Genomic DNA, 18,400 nt, shown 5'->3' on the forward strand with positions numbered 1-18,400 from the left:
CGCGCTGCGGGATTAGGGTCACGAGCATGGCCGATGACCGCTGGCGCGTTCGCCTCAACAACGAGGAAGCGGAGACCCGCGCCCTCATCCGCGCACTCAGCGCCTCGATCGACGGTCTCTCCGCGGCCAGGGAGGGCGACAACAGCGACGACGAGCACGACCCCGAGGGCTCGACGATCGCCTTCGAACGCTCCCAGGCCTCGGCGATGCGCAAGCAGGCGACCGAGCGCCTCGACGAAATCGAGGCGGCTATGACCAGGGTCGAGGCCGGAACATTCGGCATCTGCACCGAGTGCGGGCAGCCCATCGCCGAGGCGCGCCTCGAGGCCCGGCCGTACGCGGCTCTGTGCGTGACCTGCGCGAGCGGAGCACGACGATGAGAGCCGCACGGGCGCACCTGGCTCGAGCTCTGCGTGTAGGACTGCGGGACCGACGATGAGCGCAGCGGTCGCCACCCTGTTCATGCCTGCACTCGTGCTCGCGGGCATCGGCGTCATCCTCCTCGTCTCCACGCTGCGTCGACCCCGCACGGCGTCTGCGGTCGGGTTCGCCTTCCGCCTCGTCGCAGCGATCGGGGTCCTCGGCTTCGCACTCATCGCGGGTGTCGGCCCGTGGCTGCCGATCCAGTACGGGATCGTCTTCATCCCCCTGCTCGCGCTCGTCTTCGGGTTCGCCTGGCTCGTGCTCTTCCTCGGCGTCGCCCTCCTCGTCGAGTTCGCGGCGAAGCGACGCAACGAGCGCGGCAGCTGACGGCGTCGCCCGGTACGCATCGGCAAGCGAGGGGTGGAGCTGCCGGCGCTGGACGGGGCGGTCGCCCCAGGACGGAACGGCCGCCTCGGCGAAGGACCGGCCGCCGCAGAGACGGCACGACTTTGATCGTCAACGGGGCGGTCGCCTCGGCGACATGACCTTCTGTGACGGAATGCGGCGCGATTCTGACCTTCTGTGACGGCCCGCGGCAGGCGACGGCGGGCACTGTGGTGTGCTGGCTGAGTCCTCAACGCGACGGCGCTCGGTCAGTCGGCCGCACCGCCGCGGGGCTCGCCGGGCCCACCTCAGCTCTACCGGGAGAACTCATGACACAGACCAACGCCCTGACTCAGCGCCTCGACGCCGGCCCCGTGATCTGCGCGGAAGGCTTCCTCTTCGAACTCGAGAAGCGCGGATACCTCTCCGCGGGAGAATTCGTGCCCGAGGTCGCGCTCGAATTCCCCGACGCCCTGCGCAGCCTCCACGTCGACTTCCAGCGCGCCGGCTCCGACATCGTCGAAGCCTTCACGTACAACGGCCACCGGGAGAAGATGCGGGTCATCGGCAAGGAGGACCTCCTCGAGCCGCTCAACCGCTCGGCCCTGCAGATCGCCCGCAGCGTCGCCGACGAGGTGCCCGGGAACTTCATGGCCGGCAACATCTCGAACTCGAACATCTGGGATCCGGCCGAGACCGCGAAGCAGGACGAAGTCCGCGCGATGTTCGCCGAGATGGTCGGCTGGGCCGTCGAGGAGGGCGCCGATCTCATCATCGGCGAGACCTTCTACTTCGCCGGCGAAGCCATCGCCGCCGCCGAGATCGCCAAGGCTTCGGGCCTGCCCGTCGTCCTCACCCTCGCGCCGATGGCATTCCAGGAGATGGCCGACGGGGTCGGCATCGTCGAGACCGCCCAGCGGCTCGAACAGCTCGGCGTCGACGTCGTCGGCCTCAACTGCTTCCGAGGGCCCGCGACGATGATGCCGTGGCTCAAGCAGATCCGCGAAGCCGTGTCCTGTCATGTCGGTGCCCTGCCGATCCCCTACCGGACCACCGAGGAGGAGCCGACCTTCTTCAACCTCTCGGATCCGCATGCCGCCGTGCCCTCCCCGCACGGGCGCACCTTCCCCACCGCGCTCGACCCGCTGCAGACCAACCGCTACGAGATCGGCGCGTTCGCCAAGGAGGCGCATGACCTGGGCGTCAACTACATCGGCGTGTGCTGCGGGGCCACACCCATGCACATCCGCGAAGTCGCCGAGGCCGTGGGACTGACGACCGAGGCGAGCCGCTTCTCGGAGAACATGAGCAACCACTTCATGTACGGCGACAACGAGCGCCTCGCCGAGAACGTCGTCGCCCTCGGCGACCGCGCATAGGGGGATCGCGCCAGCCCGCGGGCGGGCGCGGGTCGGCTGTCGAGGGCCGGTGGTCGGCGCACGAGAGCCGCGAACAGGCTTGTGCTCTCGGTGCCCCTCGGTTTGAGCACACCTCAGTCTCGAGAGCTCAGTTCCCGAACTGGGCTCTCGAGACTCAACTGGGCCGAAGCCCGATTCGCCTCGAAGCGACAGTCGAGGGCCGCTAGCCGGTGGTCGAGTGGCGAGGGGGCGGCGGCCGAGGCGCGCCGGTCGAGTGGCAAGCGGTCGAGCAGCCGGTGGTCGGCGCCCCTGTCGCAGGTTTGCGCGCGAGGGCCGCGAACAGGGTTGTGCTCCCAGCGCCCGTTGGTTTGAGCACACCTCGGTCTCGAGAGCTCAGTTCCCGAACTGGGCTCTCGAGACCGAGGTGGGCCGTAGACCGATTCGCCTCGAAGCGCCGGTCGCCACTCGGTGGTCGAGGGCCGGCGCAAGTGACCAGTCGTGGTCGAGTGGCCAGGAGCGGTCGAGGGGCCGGCGGTCGAGGGGTCGGCGCTCGAGGGCCGAGGGCCGACGCGCGAAGACCGGCGGGCGAGGGCTACTGGGTGACGACGCCGACCTCGTCGAGGGCGGCCTCGAGGCGGGCGACCGCGCCGTCGATGTCACCGAGCTTGTCGAGACCGAACAGCCCGATGCGGAACGTCGAGAACTCCTCCGGCTCCCCCGTGTGCAGGGGAACGCCCGCGGCGATCTGGACGCCGATCTCCTTGAACGCCGCACCGGACTTCAGCTGCGGGTCCTTCGTGTGGACGACGACCACGCTCGGCGCCTGGTAGCCGGACGCGGCGACCGACGGGAAGTCCCGGGCGGCGAAGACCGCGCGGACCCGCTCGCCGAGTTCGAACTGCGCGGTCTCGAGCTTGTCGAAGCCGCGAGCCTCCGTCTCGGCCATGAGCGCGGCGTTGTGCGCAAGCGCATCCGTGGGCATCGTCGCATGGTAGGGCGCACGTCCGGCCTCGTACTCGTCGGCGATGAACAGCCACTTCTTCAGATCCATCGCGAAGCTCGTCGACGTCCCGGCCTCGACCGCGGCACGCCCGTTCGCGCTGAGCATGACGTAGCCCGCGCACGGCGACCCGCTCCACCCCTTCTGTGGGGCGCTGATGAGGACGTCGACGCCGAGCTCGGTCATCGACACCCACACCGCGCCCGAGGCGATGCAGTCGAGGACGAAGACCCCGCCGACCGCGTGGACGGCATCGGCGAGCACCCGAATGTACTCATCGGGCAGCAGCATGCCCGAGGCGGTCTCGACGTGCGGGGCGAAGACGACGGCGGGGCGTTCCCGTTCGATTGCGGCGACCACCTCGGCGATGGGGGCCGGCGACCATGCCGCCTGCACGTCATCGGAGTCGGGCACGGCGGGAAGGACGACGGTCTCGCTCGCGATCGACCCGGCGTCGAGGATCTGCGACCAGCGGAATGAGACGAGCCCGTTGCGGATGACCAGGCACTTCTTCCCCGTCGCGATCTGACGGGCCACGGACTCCATCGCATAGCTGCCGCCGCCGGGGACGATGGCAGCGGACTCGGCATCGTAGGCGGTGCGGAGGATCCGATTGATGTCCTGCATGACGGAGACGAACCGCGCGGACATGTGGTTGAGGGAGCGGTCGGTGAAGACCACGGAGTACTCGAGCAGGCCGTCGGGGTCGACGTCGTCGTGGGGCAGGGTCGGGTGCTGGGGCTCAGTCATAGTCCCACAGTGCCACGTTCGCCCGGATCGGGCCACCGGGTTCCGCCGTCACCGGTCGACCGTCCGCCGTCACCGGTCGACCGTCCGCCGTCACCGGTCGACCGTCCGCCGACACTGGTCGACCGTCCGCCGACACTGGTCGACCGTCCGCCGACACTGGTCGACCGTCCGCCGACACTGGTCGACCGTCCGCCGACACTGGTCGACCGTCCGCCGACACTGGTCGACCGTCCACCGTGGGCCGACCACCGCCCGCCGTGCGCCCTCCGGCGCCCGCCGACCCCGCCGTCCGCCGTCCGGCGCCCGCCCGCCCGCCGTCCGCGGCCGGTCGTGTGCCGGCCCGATCGTGGCCGTAGGTCGTCTCAGAGTTCGACTTCGGTGCGGTCCCCCGACCACAGCGTGTGGAAGGTGCCCGGCCGATCGACGCGGCCGTAGGTGTGCGAACCGAAGAAGTCCCGCTGCGCCTGGATGATCGCGGCCGTCGCGCGCGGCGCGCGGATCCCGTCGAGGTAGGCCAGCGCCGAGGACAGCGCGGGAACCGGGATCCCCCGCAGGGTCGCTCCGACGACCGCTTGCCGCAGAGCCGCCTGTGCCTGCCCGACATCGGTCCGGAGTTCGTCGTCGGCAAGCAGCGAGCTCAGTCCGCGTGCTGACTCGCTGTCTGTAGCGCCCCCGTTCGTAGAGTCTCCCCCCGAGGAGTCCCCCGCAGCGGCGTAGGCCGCGACGATCCGATCGAGGACGCGGGCCCGGATGATGCACCCGGCCCGCCAGATCGAGGCGAGCTCGCCGAGGTCGATGTCCCACCCGTACGCCCTGGCCCCGGCCGCGATCTCATCGAAGCCCTGGACGTAGGCGAGGATCTTGCCCGCGAACAGCGCCTGCCGGACCGTCTCGATCCGCTCGCCGAGGCGGTCGTGCTCCCCCGCGCCCGCGCCGGCCTGCCCGTCAGCCGCGGGTCCTGCGATCCTCTCCCCCTGCGCACGCAGATCGCGGGACTGGGACAGGGACCGGGCGAAGACCGCCTCGGCGATCGTGGGCACGGGCACGCCGAGGTCGAGACCGACCTTCGCCGTCCACGCCCCGGTGCCCTTGGCCCCCGCCTCATCGGCGACGATGTCGACGAAGGGCAGACCGGTCTGCGCATCGGTGTGCGCGAGGACCTCGGCGGTGACCTCGATGAGATAGGACTCGAGTTCCCCGGCGTTCCACTGGTTGAGCACCTCGGCGATGCGGGCCGGGGACAGTCCGAGGTCGTCGCGCAGTATCGTGCACGCCTCGGCGATGAGCTGCATGTCCGCGTACTCGATGCCGTTGTGGACCATCTTGACGAAGTGCCCGGCACCGTCGGTGCCGATGTGGGCGACGCAGGCGACCGCCTCGGCGGCACCGGGGACCTCGGCACGGGCGGCGATCGGGGTGAGGAGGGGACGCAGACGCGCCCAGGCCGCCTCGGAGCCGCCGACCATCATCGACGGCCCTTCGAGCGCCCCGACCTCACCGCCGGAGATCCCGACGCCGACGAACTCGATGCCCGTGTCGGCCAGGCGCTGACCACGGGCGATGGTGTCGGTGAAGAGGGAGTTGCCGCCGTCGACGATGATGTCGCCGGGCGAGAACACCTCGGCGATCGCACCGATCGCGGCATCCGTCGCCGGACCCGCGTTGACCATGAGGATCGCCACGCGCGGAGTCCTGAGCATGCCGGCGAGCTCGGCGGGAGAGGACGCGACGAGGAACTCCGCCTCCGGGTGGGCCTCGGCCACACCGCGGGCCCGATCGACGTCGAGGTCGTAGAGCGCAACGCGCTGACCCCCCTGTCCGGCGAGGTTCCGGGCGAGGTTCGAGCCCATCACTCCGGTCCCGATCACAGCGACATCGGCGTTCATCAGCAGTCCTCTTCGTTGCAGGGGCGTGTTGTTGACAGTCTTCCCCATAGGAAATACGGTTCAATAACTCTGATTTATTCTGCAGAGCATATCAATATCATCAGATGTTTTCGAGAGATTCGTATGGACCTGGGACAGACCCTTCCACCACTCGTCATCATGGGGGTGTCGGGGACGGGCAAGACCGTCGTCGGCCGGCAGGTCGCCGAGGCTCTCGGGGTCGCATTCATCGACGGCGATGACCTGCACACCCCGGAGAACAAGGCGAAGATGGCCGCGGGCATTCCGCTCACCGATGCCGACCGGATGCCGTGGCTGGCCGCGATCGCGACCGAGCTCAGCCGCCGACCCGCCCCGCTCATCGCCTGTTCGGCACTGCGGCGCCGGTACCGCGACCGGCTGCGCATCGACGCACCGAGCACGTTCTTCATCCACCTCGACGGTCCCCGCGCCGTCATCGCCGACCACCTGGCCAGGCGCGCCCACGAATTCATGTCGCCCACCCTGCTCGACTCGCAGCTGGCGACCCTGGAGGCACTCACCCCCGACGAGGCGCACATGGTCGTCTCGATCGAGCAGAGCCTGCCTGCGGTGCGGCAGACGATCCTCGACCTCCTGCCGGTCGAACTCGCCCGCATCGCCCTCCACCGCCGTACCCGCTCGAGAGACGAGGACCGATGACCGAGCTCGACCTCGCCTGGACGCTTCCCGCACCGGCCCTCCTCGGCATCGCCGCCGCCGCGATCGGCCTGCTCCTCGTGCTCATCATCCGCCTGCGCCTCCACGCGTTCGTCGCCCTCGTCGTCGTCAGCGTCATCACGGCCCTGGCCGCCGGCATCCGCCCCGCCGATCTCGTCACCGTCCTCTACGACGGCTTCGGCTCGACCCTGGCCAGCGTCGCCCTCCTCGTCGGCCTCGGGGCGATGCTCGGGCGCATGCTCGAACTCTCCGGCGGCGCCGAGGTGCTCACCGACCGCCTCATCGGCCTCTTCGGTGAGAAGCGGGCACCGTTGGCCCTCGGCGTCACCTCGCTGCTCTTCGGGTTCCCGATCTTCTTCGACGCGGGCCTCGTCGTCATGCTCCCGATCATCTTCACCGTCGCCCGCCGCCTCGGCGGGTCGCTGCTCCTCTACGCGATGCCCGCGGCGATGGCGTTCTCGGCCATGCACATCTTCGTTCCCCCGCACCCGGGTCCCGTCGCGGCCTCCGGGCTGCTCGGCGCCGACGTCGGCCTCGTCCTCATCTGCGGACTCATCATCGCGATCCCCGCGTGGTACCTGTGCGGCTACCTGTACGGACTGTTCATCGGCAAGCGCATCGAGGTGCCCGTGCCGACGATTCTCTCCTCAGGTTCGAGCGCCGACTTCTCCGATTTCCGGTCCACGCCGAGGCTGGGGTCCGTCATCGTGCTCCTCGTCCTCCCGCTCGTCCTCATCTCCTTCAACACCGGTCTCGGCTTCGCCGCCGAAGCCGGGTGGGTCGATCCTGAGTCGACGCCGGTGACGGTCCTGCGGATGCTCGGTGAGACGCCGATCGCCCTGCTCATCACGGTGCTCACGGCGATGTGGCTGCTCGGCTGGCGGCAGCGCAAAGGCCGTTCCCTCGTCGAATCCGTAGTCGACTCCGCGCTCGGCCCGGTGTGCTCGATCGTCCTCATCACCGGTGCCGGCGGCATGTTCGGCGGGGTGCTGCGGGCCAGCGGCATCGGCGACTCGATCGCCGACACGCTCGCCGCCTTCGGCCTGCCCGTCATCGTCGCAGGCTTCGTCATCGCCGCGATCGTCCGGGTCGCCCAGGGTTCGGCGACGGTGGCGCTGACGACCGCGGCCGCCCTCATGCAGCCGATCGTCGTCGGCAGCCCGGACTTCTCGAGCCTGCAGGTCGTCTCGATCGTGCTCTCGCTCGCCGCGGGCTCCGTCGTCGCCAGCCACGTCAACGACTCCGGCTTCTGGCTCGTCTCCCGCTTCTTCGGCATGGACACGAAGACGACCCTGAAGACGTGGACGGTCGGCCAGACCCTCCTCGGCCTCGTCGGCTTCGCCCTCAGCCTCGTCCTCTACGCCGTCGCCGGCCTCGTCTGAGACGTCGCCGGCCGGGTCGTCGTTGGCCGGGTTGTCGTCCTCGGACCCTGACCTCGCCTAGGCGGCCCACCGTCGGCCCGCCTGCTCACCCCTCCCGGGGGACGTCGGCCCAGACCGGGGCCATCTCGTCGAAGGCGCGGGCGACGATCTTCGCCATCGCCTCGCGCGCCCGCTCCCGGTCCTGGGACCCGATCGCGTCCGCGACTTCGACGTGCCACTGCAGGGCCTCGGGATGCGGATGGGTCGGCTGCAGTCCCTCGGCGGTGCGACCGGCGAGGATCTCGGCGACGACGGTGTCGAAGGACGCGAAGAGCTCATTGCCTCCAGCCCGCAGCACGGCGCGGTGGAACGCGGCGTCGGCGGTGAGGAACGCCTCGACGTCCCCTGTCCGTCCGGCCGCGCGCATCCGCGCGGCCAGCAGCAGGATCTCCTCGGCCTCACCCGGCTCTGCGTGGGCTGCGGCGAGCGCGGCGGCCTCGGGTTCGATCGCGACCCGCAGCTCGGTCAGGGACCGCAGCAGTCGGGCCGGCCGCAGCGCCATGCGCCAGCGGATGACGAGGGGGTCGAGGATCGTCCACTCCGACATCGCGAGGATGACGAGGCCGAGCCGCCGCACCGGCCGCACCATCCCCAAGGATTCGAGGACCCGGACGACCTCGCGCACCACGGACAGCGACACCTCGTAACGGCCGCGCAGCTCCTCGGTCGTGACGACGACGCCCGGCGGCAGGGCGCCGGAGACGATGTCGCGTCCGACCGCGTCGAGGACGCGCTCATGGAGGTTCGCCCCCGCCCCGAGAGTGCGGGAGTCGGCGTCCGCGTCCCCGCGCGATGCCGAACCGCTGCCGCGCGCCTCGCTGCCGCGTCCACGCGGGGCCGCCGGCTTCCCGCCCTCAACCGGGTGCGCCTGGTCGGTCATCAGCTCTCGTGCACGATGTGGGCGCCGGCCGCGGGGCCCGTCGTCCGCAGCGCCTCTTTGACCCCGCGTGTGGCCTGGAGGAGGACGGCGAGGTCGAGGGCGTGCCGGGCGTCGCGGGCGAGGAACCCGATCGTCGGACCCGAACCGCTGAGCAGGGGCAGCAGCGCACCGGCCTCACGCCCGGCTTCCATGACCTCGGCGAGTTCCGGCCGCAGGGACACGGCCGCCTCGGTGAGGTCGTTGCCGGCGGCACCCGCGAGCCCGTCGACGTCACCGGCGGCGAGCGCCTTGAGGACCTCGGCGGGCACCTCGACGGGATCCGGGTCGGGGGTGAGGTCGTCGAACCGGCCGTAGACCTCCGGGGTGGACAGCTGCCCCGCCGAGGTGGCCATGACCCAGTGGAACTGACCGCGGGTGAGCACGGGGCTCAGCCTCTCCCCGCGTCCGTGGCCGATGGCCGTGCCCCCGCGCAGGAGGAAGGGGACGTCGGCGCCGATCTCGACGGCGAGATCGTGGAGCACAGCGGAGTCGAGGCCGCCGATGAGGTGCGCGCCGCCGACCAGGGCCGCCGCGGCGTCGGCGGATCCCCCGCCCATCCCGCCGGCCACGGGCACCTGCTTGTCGATGACGATGTCGAGGCCCTGCAGCACGGACACGTCGCGGTCGCCCGCAAAGGTGCTGATGAGCAGGTCGATCGCGCGTCTGGCGAGGTTCGTCTCCCCCACCGGCATGGAATCGTCGGCGTAGCGTCCCTGGACGAGGATCGTCCCAGTCCCGCCGGGGATGAGGGTGAGGGTCTCGGAGAGGTCGAGGGCTTGGAAGACCGTGGCGAGTGCGTGGTAGCCGTCGTCGTCGACCCCGCCCACGCCGAGGTGGACGTTGATCTTCCCGGGCGCGCGCACGCTCACCGGTGCCGGAGTCCCCGGGCGCATGGGGGTCGGGGCGCTCATGGGGTCCGTCCCGCCGCCTCGGCGAGGCGTTCGAAATCGCTCACGCCGAGGGCCTCACCACGGGTCTTCGGGTCGATGCCGGCGGCGACGAGGACCTCCTCGGCGCGCTGGGGGCTGCCCGCCCACGACGACAGGGCCGCCCGCAGGGTCTTCCGCCGCTGGGCGAACGCGGCGTCGACGAGGGAGAACAGGCGGGTGCGGGCCTCCGGGTCGCGTTCGGTGCGGGTGACGTCGATGCGCACGAGCCCGGAGTCGATGTTCGGGGCCGGCCAGAAGACGTTCTTTCCGATCCGCCCGGCGAGGGAGACGTCCCCGTACCACTGGGCCTTGACGCTGGGCACCCCGTAGGTGCGCGACCCGGGGGCCGCGGCGAGGCGTTCGGCGACCTCGAGCTGGACCATAACGAGGACGGTGGTCAGGCTCGGGAACAGTTCGAGGAAGCGCAGGAGGACGGGCACGGCGACGTTGTAGGGCAGGTTCGCCACGAGCGCCTCGGGGGGTGCGGGCAGCTCGGTGACCTTGAGGGCGTCGGCGTGGACGAGGTCGAAACGCGCCGCGTCGTCGCCGGCGAAGTCCGCGATCGTCGCCGGCAGGCGCTGCGCGAGGACGTCGTCGATCTCGACGGCGGTGACGTCGTGGCCGGCTTCGAGCAGGCCGAGGGTGAGCGATCCGAGCCCGGGTCCGATCTCGACGACACGGCGGGTGCCCTCGAGGTCGGCGGTCGTGACGATCGAGCGCACGGTGTTGGGGTCGATGACGAAGTTCTGGCCCTTCTGCTTCGTCGGGCGCAGACCGATGTCAGCGGCGAGTTCGCGGATGTCGCGTGCGGTCAGTAACGTCACACCCCACAACCTACCGCACAGATTCTGCCCCGCCTCCGTCAAACACACCGACCGGGTCACTGCCCGCGATCCGGGCGACGATAGGCTGGCACCCATGGAGGTTACGACCCTGACCGAACTCCTCGATGTGCGCGTCCTCGACCGCCTCGAGACGATCGACGACCTGCCCGCAGGCGACCTCGCCCGGTCGACGGCGCTGCGCAGGGAGGGCTTCTCCGCCGAGGTGACCGCGGCCCTGCTCACGCAGGCTCAGCTGCGTAACGAGGCCGTCGGCAAGTTCGGGCCCTATGCCGCTGAGATGCTCTTCACCCGGGACGGTCTCGCCCAGGCCACCCGCCTGCCCGTCGCCGCCCACCATGCCAGGCGTCTGCTCGCCGGGCGCGATCCGGGTGTGGGTGGGACCGTGCGCATCGCCGACCTCGGCTGCGGGATCGGCGCCGACGCGTTCGCGTTCGCGGGCCTCGGTGCGAGTGTCGAGGCCGTCGACGCCGACGAGGTGACCGCGGCGATCGCCGCGTTCAACCTCCGCCACCTGCCCGACGCCCACGTCGAGCACGCCTTGGCCGGGGACGTCGACACGAGCGGGTTCGACGCCCTGTGGTTCGATCCGGCCAGACGTCGCATCGGCCGCGGCAACGCGCGGGGGTCGACGTCGCGGATCACCGACCCCGACGAGTTCTCCCCCTCTCTGACCTGGGTCATCGAGCAGGCGCAGCAGGCTCCCGCGGCCGGGGTCAAGCTCGGCCCTGCCCTCGACCACGACCTCATTCCGGCCGAGGCCGAAGCCCAGTGGGTCTCCCACTCCGGTGACGTCGTCGAGGTCTGCCTCTACTTCGGCACGGCCCGGCAGCGCCCCGGACGCAGCGCGCTCGTCATGGGCGAGCGCACCCTCCTCGTCCATGAGGACGATGTGCCGGAGACCGATGAGGACCGCCTCGGCGAGCTCGGGTCCTTCCTCCTCGAACCCGATGGGGCGATCGTGCGGGCCGGCCTCGTCACCGCCCTCACCGGTCCCCTGCAGGCCCGTCGCCTCCACCCGTCGATCGCCTATCTCACCAGCGACGTCGCCCCCACGGGGCCGGCCGCGGCGGGGGTGAGCGCCTATGAGATCCTCGACGTCCTGCCGGCGAAGGTCCCGAGCCTGCGCAAGGAGCTCGTGGCCCGCGGCATCGGCTCGGTCGTCATCAAGAAACGGGGTGCTGACATCGTCCCCGACCAGGTGCGACGCCAGCTCAAGCTGCCGAAGGGGGACAAGGCGACGCTCGTCTTCACCCGCCTCGGCGACAGGCACATCGTCCTCCTCACCCGGCCGGTCGTGGTCGAGGGCTGACCCGACGGTCCCGCGTTCCGGCGGGGGCAGCGCACCGCGTTCCGGCGGGGGCGGCGCACCGCGTTCCCGCGGACGCAGCGCACCGGTGGAGTCGATTCGGAGTGCCCCGGTAGAGTCGGTGGGGAATCGATCGAAGGAGATCCCATGACCCGCTCCGACGTCCTCATCACCGCTGAGGAGCTCTACGGACTGACCTCGCGGCGGACCCCGCCGAGGCTGCTCGACGTCCGGTGGACCCTGCTCAAACCCGACGGCCGGGACGACTTCGCCCGCGGCCACCTGCCGCACGCCCTCTACGTCGACCTCGACACCGATCTCGCCTCACCCGACCGGTCGGACCCGACGGCCGGCCGTCATCCGCTGCCGAGTCCCGAGCAGTTCGAGGCGACCGTGCGCGGATGGGGCATCGAAGCCGACACCAAGGTCATCGTCTACGACGACAATTCGGGTCTCGGCGCCGCCCGCGCCTGGTGGCTGCTGCGCTGGGCGGGTCTGCGCGCCCGCGTCCTCGACGGCGGCATCGACGCCTGGGTGGCGACCGGCGGGGACCTCGAGATCGGGGACAGCCGACCCGTCGACCCGTCCACGGTCGTCATCACCCCCGGGTCGATGCCCGTCATCGACGCCGAGGAGGCCGCCCGCTGGGACGGAGTGCTCCTCGACGCACGCGCCCCCGAACGCTACCGCGGGGAGACCGAACCCCTCGATGCGCAGGCCGGGCACATCCCCGGGGCCGCGAACGCCCCGGTGAGCGAGAACGCCGAGAACGGTCGCATCCTCTCCGAGGAGGCGCTGCGGGAGCGCTTCGCGGAGCTCGGGGCGCTCGACGACCCGGTCGCCGTCTACTGCGGGTCCGGGGTGACGGCCTGCCACAATGCGATGGTGCTCGCGACCCTCGGCGTCGGTTCGAGCCTGTATTCGGCGAGCTGGTCGGGCTGGTCGTCCGATCCGAGCCGCACCGTCGCCACCGGCGCATAGGCCCTGCAGCCACCGCCGGGCTCAGGCGGCAGCTGCAAACTCAGGGCACCGCTCGCCTCAGGGAGAGGACGGCAGGACCACGGCGACTCTCAGACCTCCCCCGACCAGGGGTGTGAGGGTGAGCGAACCGCCGTGGGTGCGCACGATCGTCGAGACGATGGCCAGTCCGAGACCGACGCCCGCATGGTCTCCGCCCCGGGACACATCGCCGCCGCGGGACACATCGCGGCTGCGGGAAATATCCCCGCCGCGGGTCCGCTCGCTGCCGCGCTGGAAGGGCTCGGTGAGCGTGGCGGCCTGCTCGGCCGAGACCACCGGACCCGTATTCTCGACGGTCAGCCGTGAGACACCACCGCCGGAGGACGTCGACACCGTGATCGAGCCGTACCCGGGACAGTTGTGGACGATCGCGTTGTGGACGAGGTTGGACGCCATCTGCATGAGCAGCACGGGGTCCCCGATGACGGGGGCGTCTGCGGTGTCGATGGTGACCCGCAGGCCCCGTTCATCGGCGAACGGCACGAGCGTTTCGACGGCGTCCTCGGTGAGCAGCGAGAGGTCGGTGCGCTCGGTCCGGGCGGGCGCGTTGCCGGCTCGGCTGAGCAGCAGCAGCGCCTCGGTGAGGGCGATGGATCGGGCGTTGACCGCGTGCAGACGGTCGACGTCCCCGCGCAGGTCCCGGTCCGGGTCCGACTGGGCGACCTCGAGGATCGCCTGCGAGATCGCCAGGGGCGTGCGCAGTTCGTGGGAGGCGTTCGCCGCGAACCTCTGCTGCTCCGCGACGTGGTCCTCGACGCGGTCGAGCATCGTGTCGAAGACGTCGGAGAGCTCGCGGATCTCATCGGCGCGACCGCCCATGCGGATCCGATGCGAGAGCTGCCCCGCGGCGACGCGCCTGGCCGCCCCGGTGATCCGCTGCAGCGGGGTGAGCATGCGTCCGGCCAGGATCCACCCGCCGAGGAGGCCGACGACGAGGAGGAAGCCGAGGGTGGCGGCCGCGGCCGGGAAGAACGCCCGCTGCAGGTCGGTCCGGTTGGGCACGAACCCGTCGGAGGCGTTGATGGGGACGTTCGGGACGTAGCGGAGTAGGAAGATCCACACGACGAGGAGCAGCAGGACGCCGGCGACGAGGAGGAACCCGGCGTAGCTGAGGGTGAGCTTCCATCGCACGCTCAGGCCCGGCCGCCTCGGCGGGAGTCCCTCATCCACCGGACCCGCTCCCCTCGATGCGATAGCCGACACCGGGGACGGTGACGATGAGCCACGGCTGTCCGAGGCGTTTGCGCAGGGCGGAGACCGTGATGCGCACGGCATTGGTGAACGGGTCGGCGTTCTCGTCCCAGGCCTTCTCGAGCAGCTCCTCGGCGCTGACGACTCCGCCGTCGGCACCCATGAGGACTTCGAGGACAGCGAACTGCTTGCGGGTCAGGGCGACATAGCGGCCGTCGCGGTAGACCTCGCGGCGGAACGGGTCGAGGGTGAGGCCGGCGGCCTCGAGGACCGGAGCCCGGTGGTGGGCGCGACGCCGGTCGAGGGAGCGCAGCCGCAGGACGAGTTCGCGCATCTCGAAGGGCTTCGTGAGATAGTCGTCGGCGCCGAGCGCGAAGCCCGTGGCCAGGTCGTCGAGACGATCGGCGGCGGTGAGCATGAGGATCGGCATCCCGGTCCCGGCTGCGACGATGCGCTCGGCCACCTCGTCGCCGCTCGGGCCGGGGATGTCCCGGTCGAGGACGGCGATGTCGTAGTCGTTGACGGCCAGGAGTTCGAGTGCCGTGTCGCCGTCCCCGGCGACGTCGGCGGCGATGGCCTCGAGGCGCAGGGCACTGCGCACGGCCTCGGCCATATCGGGTTCGTCCTCGACGATCAGCACACGCATCTGCTCAGCGTATCGGCCGGCCCGTATCGCCCGTGTATCGATTTCCGCATACGCCCCCGCAACCCGGGCCCGCGTTGACTGAGGGCATGATGACACGACCCGCTCCCGCCCAGCCGTCCCCCGACAGCGCCCACAGGAATCGCGACCACCCCGGTTCCGACCACCCGGGTTCCGTCCGCGCCGGTCGGAGTCCCGTCCGCGGCGCCCGGCGGGCTGCCGCCCTCCTCGCCCTCGCGGCCGCACTCGTCGGTGCCGCCGGCTGCAGTCCGAGCTCCAGTCCCGTGCCGACCGAGGACCGCGCCGAGGCGACTGTGAGCGTCACGGAATCCGGCCTCGACCTCGACAACGGTGCGCTGCCCGCCGATGCGCGCATCGACGACGGCGCCCTGCCCGGCGTCGCGAAGCTCGATGCGAACCTCCGGAAGGCTGTGGAGGCCGCGGCCGCCGATGCCCGCGAGGACGGGGTCGATTTCACCGTCAACAGCGGCTGGCGGTCGGCGGCGTATCAGAAGGGACTGCTCGACGATGCGGTTGCCACCTACGGGTCGCGGACCGAGGCCGCCCGCTGGGTGGCTTCCCCGGAGTCGTCCCCGCATGTGCGCGGCAAGGCCGTCGACATCGGTCCCGTCGACGCCTCGAGTTGGCTCTCCCAGCACGGCGCCGACTACGGGCTGTGCCAGATCTACGGCAACGAGATGTGGCACTACGAGCTGCGGCCCGATGCCGCCGAGCAGGGCTGTCCGGCGCAGTACTCCGACCCCACGGAGGACCCGCGCATGCGCGGATGAACACCCGCAGTCAGGCGTGCTCCCCCGCAGTGTGCTCACCCGCAGTCGGGAGCCTTGTCGCTGCCCTCATATTCGACGGGCAGCTTCCCGGTGGCGGTGAGATCGCCCTTGAGCCATTTCGCGACGGCGCCGAGTGCGTACGGGTTGGAGTCGTAGGCGGTGACCGCTGTCTGCGCGGGACTCGAGCGCATCGTCCACGGGGCGGCGGTGCCGACGGCCACCTCGGCGGAGGTGCCGGGACTCAGGCTCACGGTGGTCCCGGAGCCGACGCGCAGACCGGCCTTCTCGGCGGCCTTCGCCAGTGCGGCCTTCTCCTTCTCACTGCCGCCGACGATCGAGATCGCCTGCGTGCCGGGGTACGCGCATTCGCCCTTGAGCACGGTGACGGACTTCTCGGCGACCTCGGTGAGCACCGCATCCGGGTCGGCTGACTCCCCCGTCGTCCCGCTCTGCTTCTGCTTCGCCGCGGTCGCCAGTTGCATCGCGATGACGCGCTTCGCCTTCTCCACGAGGTCGTCCTTCTTCAGGGTCCCGTCGCCGAGTGCTGCGACGACGGCCTGCTGCGCAGCTGCGGCGTCCGGGGGCATGAGCGCGAGGTCGGCTCCGGCGGCGAGCGCGGTGACGGTCTCCGAGCCCTTCGCGCTCTGTGTCACGGCCTTCATATTCAGTGCGTCGGTGACGATGACGCCGTCGAAGTCGAGCTTGTCCCGCAGGGCCGAGTACGCCTTCTCATTGAGGCTCGCCGGGGTCGTCTTCGCGTCCGGCAGCCCGATGTGGCCCATCATCACCATCGGCACCCCGGCCTTGACCGCGGACTTGAACGGCACGAGGTCGCTGTCTTCGAGTTCGTCGATCGACTTCGTCGACACGGGCAGGGCCTCGTGCGAGTCGACCGTGAGGCGGCCGTGGCCGGGGAAGTGCTTCGCGGAGCTCGCCACGCCCCCGGCTTGGTAGCCGTCGACGGCCTGGGCGACCACCTCGGCGACGGCCTGCGGATCGCTGCCGGCGGAGCGGACGTTGATGGCGACATCCTTCGGTCCGATCGTCACGTCCGAGTCCGGGGCGAAGTCAATCGTGAAGCCGAGGTCGGCGAGGTTCTGCGCCTGCACCGTGGTCGCCTGCGTCCGCAGGTTCGGATCATCCGTGGCCGCGAGCGCCATGAGCGGCGGGAACGGCAGGGCCGCGGTGCTCAGCCGGGAGACGGGCCCGCCCTCCTGGTCGATGCCGATCGACACGGGCTGGCCCTTCGTCCGCGCCCCGGCAACGGCCTTCGTCAGCGCCGTGACCTCCTTCGGGGTGGGGGTCTCGGTGAGGTTGTCGGCCATGACGATGACCCCGCCGAGGCTGCTCTTCCTCACCATGTCCACCGCGGTCTGCGAGTCGGTGCCGGCCCACGTGCCGATGATGAGGGAGCCGGCGAGTTCGTCCTCGGTGAAGTCGCCGACGATCGCCGCGGCCTCATCGGCGTAGTCGGCCGGGGTGATCGGGGTGGGACTCGGTGCCGTGTCCGAAGAGGTCGGACCTGCCTGCGTCTGCGAATCCGATTCCGCGCCCCCGCCGCCGGAGCAGCCGGTGAGGAGGAGGGCGAGTGCCGTGGTCAGTGCCGCGATGCGGGTGCGAGTTGGCATGGTCCCATGCTAGCCGCCGTCGCCTCGGTGATCGTCTCCGGCGCTGGAGCGCCCCCGGATCCTCGGGCGGGAGTCCGTCAGCGAAGACGTCGCACGGAGTCGGTGCCCGGCACCACTAGAATCGGTCCATGGTCGATTTCGCTCACTCCCCCCGTTCCACCCTCGGTGTCGAATGGGAACTGGCTCTCCTCGACGGGGAGAGCCTTGATCTCACCCCCGCCGCGGAGACCCTGCTCGCCGATGTCGCCGAGCGGGCACCGGAGTTCGAGAAGCGGATCGTCGGCGAGATGCTCACGAACACGATCGAACTCGTCACCGGCGTCCAGACCACGGTCTCCGACATCGCCGAGGACTTAGCGACCTCGATGGGGGCGCTGCGCACACTCACCGAGGCGCGCGGCATCGAGCTGATGTCGGCGGGCACGCACCCGTTCGCGCAGTGGCAGATGCAGGAGGTCCGCGCGAAGGACCGGTACCTCGAACTCGTCGACCGCACCCAGTGGTGGGGGCGGAACATGCTCATCTTCGGCGTCCACGTCCACGTCGGCATCGACTCCCGCGACAAGGTGCTGCCGATCATCAACGCCCTGCTCTCCTACGTCCCGCATCTGCAGGCGCTCAGCGCCTCCTCCCCGTTCTGGGGCGGCACCGACACCGGCTACGCCTCGAACCGCGCGATGATGTTCCAGCAGCTGCCGACCGCGGGCCTGCCGTTCCAGTTCGATTCGTGGCCGGCGTATGAGAAGTACGTCTCGGACATGCTCACGACCGGCATCATCGACCACCTCAACGAGATCCGCTGGGACATCCGGCCGGCCCCGAACTGGGGCACCGTCGAGGTCCGGGTGTGCGACGGCCTGCCCACGCTCGAGGAGATCACCGCGATCACGGCGTTCATCCAGTGCCTCGTCGATGACTTCTCCGCCCGTCTCGACGCCGGGGAGACCCTGCCGACGATGCCCGACTGGTTCCACGACGAGAACAAGTGGAGGGCCGCCCGATACGGGATGGAGGCGATCATCATCGAGAACGCCGAGGCGGATGAGCGGCTCGTCACCGAGTGCATCGCCGATGAGCTCGACCGCCTCGCCCCCGTGGCCGAGCGCCTCGGGTGCGCGCGCGAACTCGCCTCGATCACCGGCCTCATGGAGCGCGGGGTGCCCTACCAGCGCCTCGAGGACGTCTTCCACACGACGGGGTCGCTCACCGAGGTGACCCGCTCCCTCATCCGGGACCTGCGCACCTCGTACGTCTAGCCGCCGAGGCG

The 18,400-nt window shown here is 70.7% G+C and carries 17 protein-coding genes; 9 read left to right on the plus strand and 8 right to left on the minus strand.

Annotation, left to right across the window (positions count from 1 at the left end; all coding sequences use genetic code 11):
• Positions 1 to 26: 26 nt before the first annotated feature.
• From AAHA49_RS02375 to AAHA49_RS02385, 3 genes are all read left to right on the plus strand, one after another.
• Positions 27 to 380, plus strand: coding sequence for a TraR/DksA family transcriptional regulator (locus tag AAHA49_RS02375; RefSeq protein WP_339392165.1), 354 nt, complete (start codon positions 27 to 29; stop codon positions 378 to 380).
• Between the two features lie 55 nt (positions 381 to 435).
• Complete coding sequence (locus AAHA49_RS02380; RefSeq protein WP_339392164.1) at positions 436 to 750, plus strand: hypothetical protein; 315 nt, start codon at positions 436 to 438, stop codon at positions 748 to 750.
• Between the two features lie 326 nt (positions 751 to 1,076).
• Complete coding sequence (locus AAHA49_RS02385; protein ID WP_339392163.1) at positions 1,077 to 2,126, plus strand: homocysteine S-methyltransferase family protein; 1,050 nt, start codon at positions 1,077 to 1,079, stop codon at positions 2,124 to 2,126.
• A 571-nt stretch (positions 2,127 to 2,697) separates the two neighbouring features.
• Here AAHA49_RS02385 and AAHA49_RS02390 read toward each other — a convergent pair.
• Entirely contained in the window at positions 2,698 to 3,855 is a 1,158-nt protein-coding gene (locus AAHA49_RS02390) for a pyridoxal-phosphate-dependent aminotransferase family protein (protein WP_342037069.1), read from the minus strand.
• 362 nt (positions 3,856 to 4,217) lie between these two features.
• A complete protein-coding gene (gene gndA / locus AAHA49_RS02395) occupies positions 4,218 to 5,741 on the minus strand; it encodes an NADP-dependent phosphogluconate dehydrogenase (RefSeq protein WP_339392161.1) in 1,524 nt (507 codons plus the stop codon).
• A gap of 123 nt (positions 5,742 to 5,864) precedes the next feature.
• On the opposite strand from gndA, the gene AAHA49_RS02400 reads away from it, so the two are divergent.
• Together AAHA49_RS02400 and AAHA49_RS02405 are read left to right on the plus strand one after the other, a co-directional pair.
• Positions 5,865 to 6,422, plus strand: a complete 558-nt coding sequence (locus tag AAHA49_RS02400) for a gluconokinase (RefSeq protein ID WP_342037070.1) — start codon at positions 5,865 to 5,867, stop codon at positions 6,420 to 6,422.
• Positions 6,419 to 7,822, plus strand: coding sequence for a GntP family permease (locus tag AAHA49_RS02405; RefSeq protein WP_342037071.1), 1,404 nt, complete (start codon positions 6,419 to 6,421; stop codon positions 7,820 to 7,822). Before AAHA49_RS02400 ends, AAHA49_RS02405 begins: the two co-directional genes overlap by 4 nt.
• A gap of 85 nt (positions 7,823 to 7,907) precedes the next feature.
• Here AAHA49_RS02405 and AAHA49_RS02410 read toward each other — a convergent pair whose 3' ends face one another.
• The 3 genes from AAHA49_RS02410 to rsmA are packed head-to-tail and all read right to left on the minus strand — an operon-like array spanning position 7,908 to position 10,533.
• Positions 7,908 to 8,741 (minus strand): FadR/GntR family transcriptional regulator, encoded by an 834-nt coding sequence (locus AAHA49_RS02410; protein WP_342037072.1) that lies wholly within the window; start codon positions 8,739 to 8,741, stop codon positions 7,908 to 7,910.
• Entirely contained in the window at positions 8,741 to 9,691 is a 951-nt protein-coding gene (locus tag AAHA49_RS02415; protein WP_342037073.1) for a 4-(cytidine 5'-diphospho)-2-C-methyl-D-erythritol kinase, read from the minus strand. The genes AAHA49_RS02410 and AAHA49_RS02415 overlap by 1 nt, the downstream gene beginning before the upstream one ends.
• Complete coding sequence (gene rsmA, locus AAHA49_RS02420; RefSeq protein WP_342037074.1) at positions 9,688 to 10,533, minus strand: 16S rRNA (adenine(1518)-N(6)/adenine(1519)-N(6))-dimethyltransferase RsmA; 846 nt, start codon at positions 10,531 to 10,533, stop codon at positions 9,688 to 9,690. The genes AAHA49_RS02415 and rsmA overlap by 4 nt, the downstream gene beginning before the upstream one ends.
• Positions 10,534 to 10,627: 94 nt before the next feature.
• Here rsmA and AAHA49_RS02425 point away from each other — a divergent pair, with 94 nt between their 5' ends.
• Positions 10,628 to 11,863, plus strand: coding sequence for a class I SAM-dependent methyltransferase (locus tag AAHA49_RS02425; RefSeq protein ID WP_342037075.1), 1,236 nt, complete (start codon positions 10,628 to 10,630; stop codon positions 11,861 to 11,863).
• A 144-nt stretch (positions 11,864 to 12,007) separates the two neighbouring features.
• Positions 12,008 to 12,841, plus strand: coding sequence for a sulfurtransferase (locus AAHA49_RS02430; RefSeq protein WP_342037076.1), 834 nt, complete (start codon positions 12,008 to 12,010; stop codon positions 12,839 to 12,841).
• Positions 12,842 to 12,898: 57 nt separating this feature from the next.
• Here AAHA49_RS02430 and AAHA49_RS02435 read toward each other — a convergent pair whose 3' ends face one another.
• Both AAHA49_RS02435 and AAHA49_RS02440 read right to left on the minus strand, forming a co-directional pair.
• Positions 12,899 to 14,050, minus strand: coding sequence for a sensor histidine kinase (locus AAHA49_RS02435; protein WP_342037077.1), 1,152 nt, complete (start codon positions 14,048 to 14,050; stop codon positions 12,899 to 12,901).
• Entirely contained in the window at positions 14,043 to 14,717 is a 675-nt protein-coding gene (locus tag AAHA49_RS02440; RefSeq protein WP_342037078.1) for a response regulator transcription factor, read from the minus strand. Before AAHA49_RS02440 ends, AAHA49_RS02435 begins: the two co-directional genes overlap by 8 nt.
• Positions 14,718 to 14,803: 86 nt before the next feature.
• On the opposite strand from AAHA49_RS02440, the gene AAHA49_RS02445 reads away from it, so the two are divergent.
• Positions 14,804 to 15,505, plus strand: a complete 702-nt coding sequence (locus AAHA49_RS02445) for a M15 family metallopeptidase (protein ID WP_342037079.1) — start codon at positions 14,804 to 14,806, stop codon at positions 15,503 to 15,505.
• Positions 15,506 to 15,540: 35 nt separating this feature from the next.
• On the opposite strand, the gene AAHA49_RS02450 is transcribed toward AAHA49_RS02445, so the two are convergent.
• A complete protein-coding gene (locus AAHA49_RS02450; RefSeq protein WP_342037080.1) occupies positions 15,541 to 17,133 on the minus strand; it encodes a glycoside hydrolase family 3 N-terminal domain-containing protein in 1,593 nt (530 codons plus the stop codon).
• A gap of 128 nt (positions 17,134 to 17,261) precedes the next feature.
• On the opposite strand from AAHA49_RS02450, the gene AAHA49_RS02455 reads away from it, so the two are divergent.
• Complete coding sequence (locus AAHA49_RS02455; RefSeq protein WP_342037081.1) at positions 17,262 to 18,389, plus strand: glutamate--cysteine ligase; 1,128 nt, start codon at positions 17,262 to 17,264, stop codon at positions 18,387 to 18,389.
• The last annotated feature ends 11 nt before the right edge of the window (positions 18,390 to 18,400 follow it).

The organism is Brevibacterium ammoniilyticum, from assembly GCF_038429965.1.
In the GTDB taxonomy this organism is placed as follows: domain Bacteria; phylum Actinomycetota; class Actinomycetes; order Actinomycetales; family Brevibacteriaceae; genus Brevibacterium; species Brevibacterium ammoniilyticum.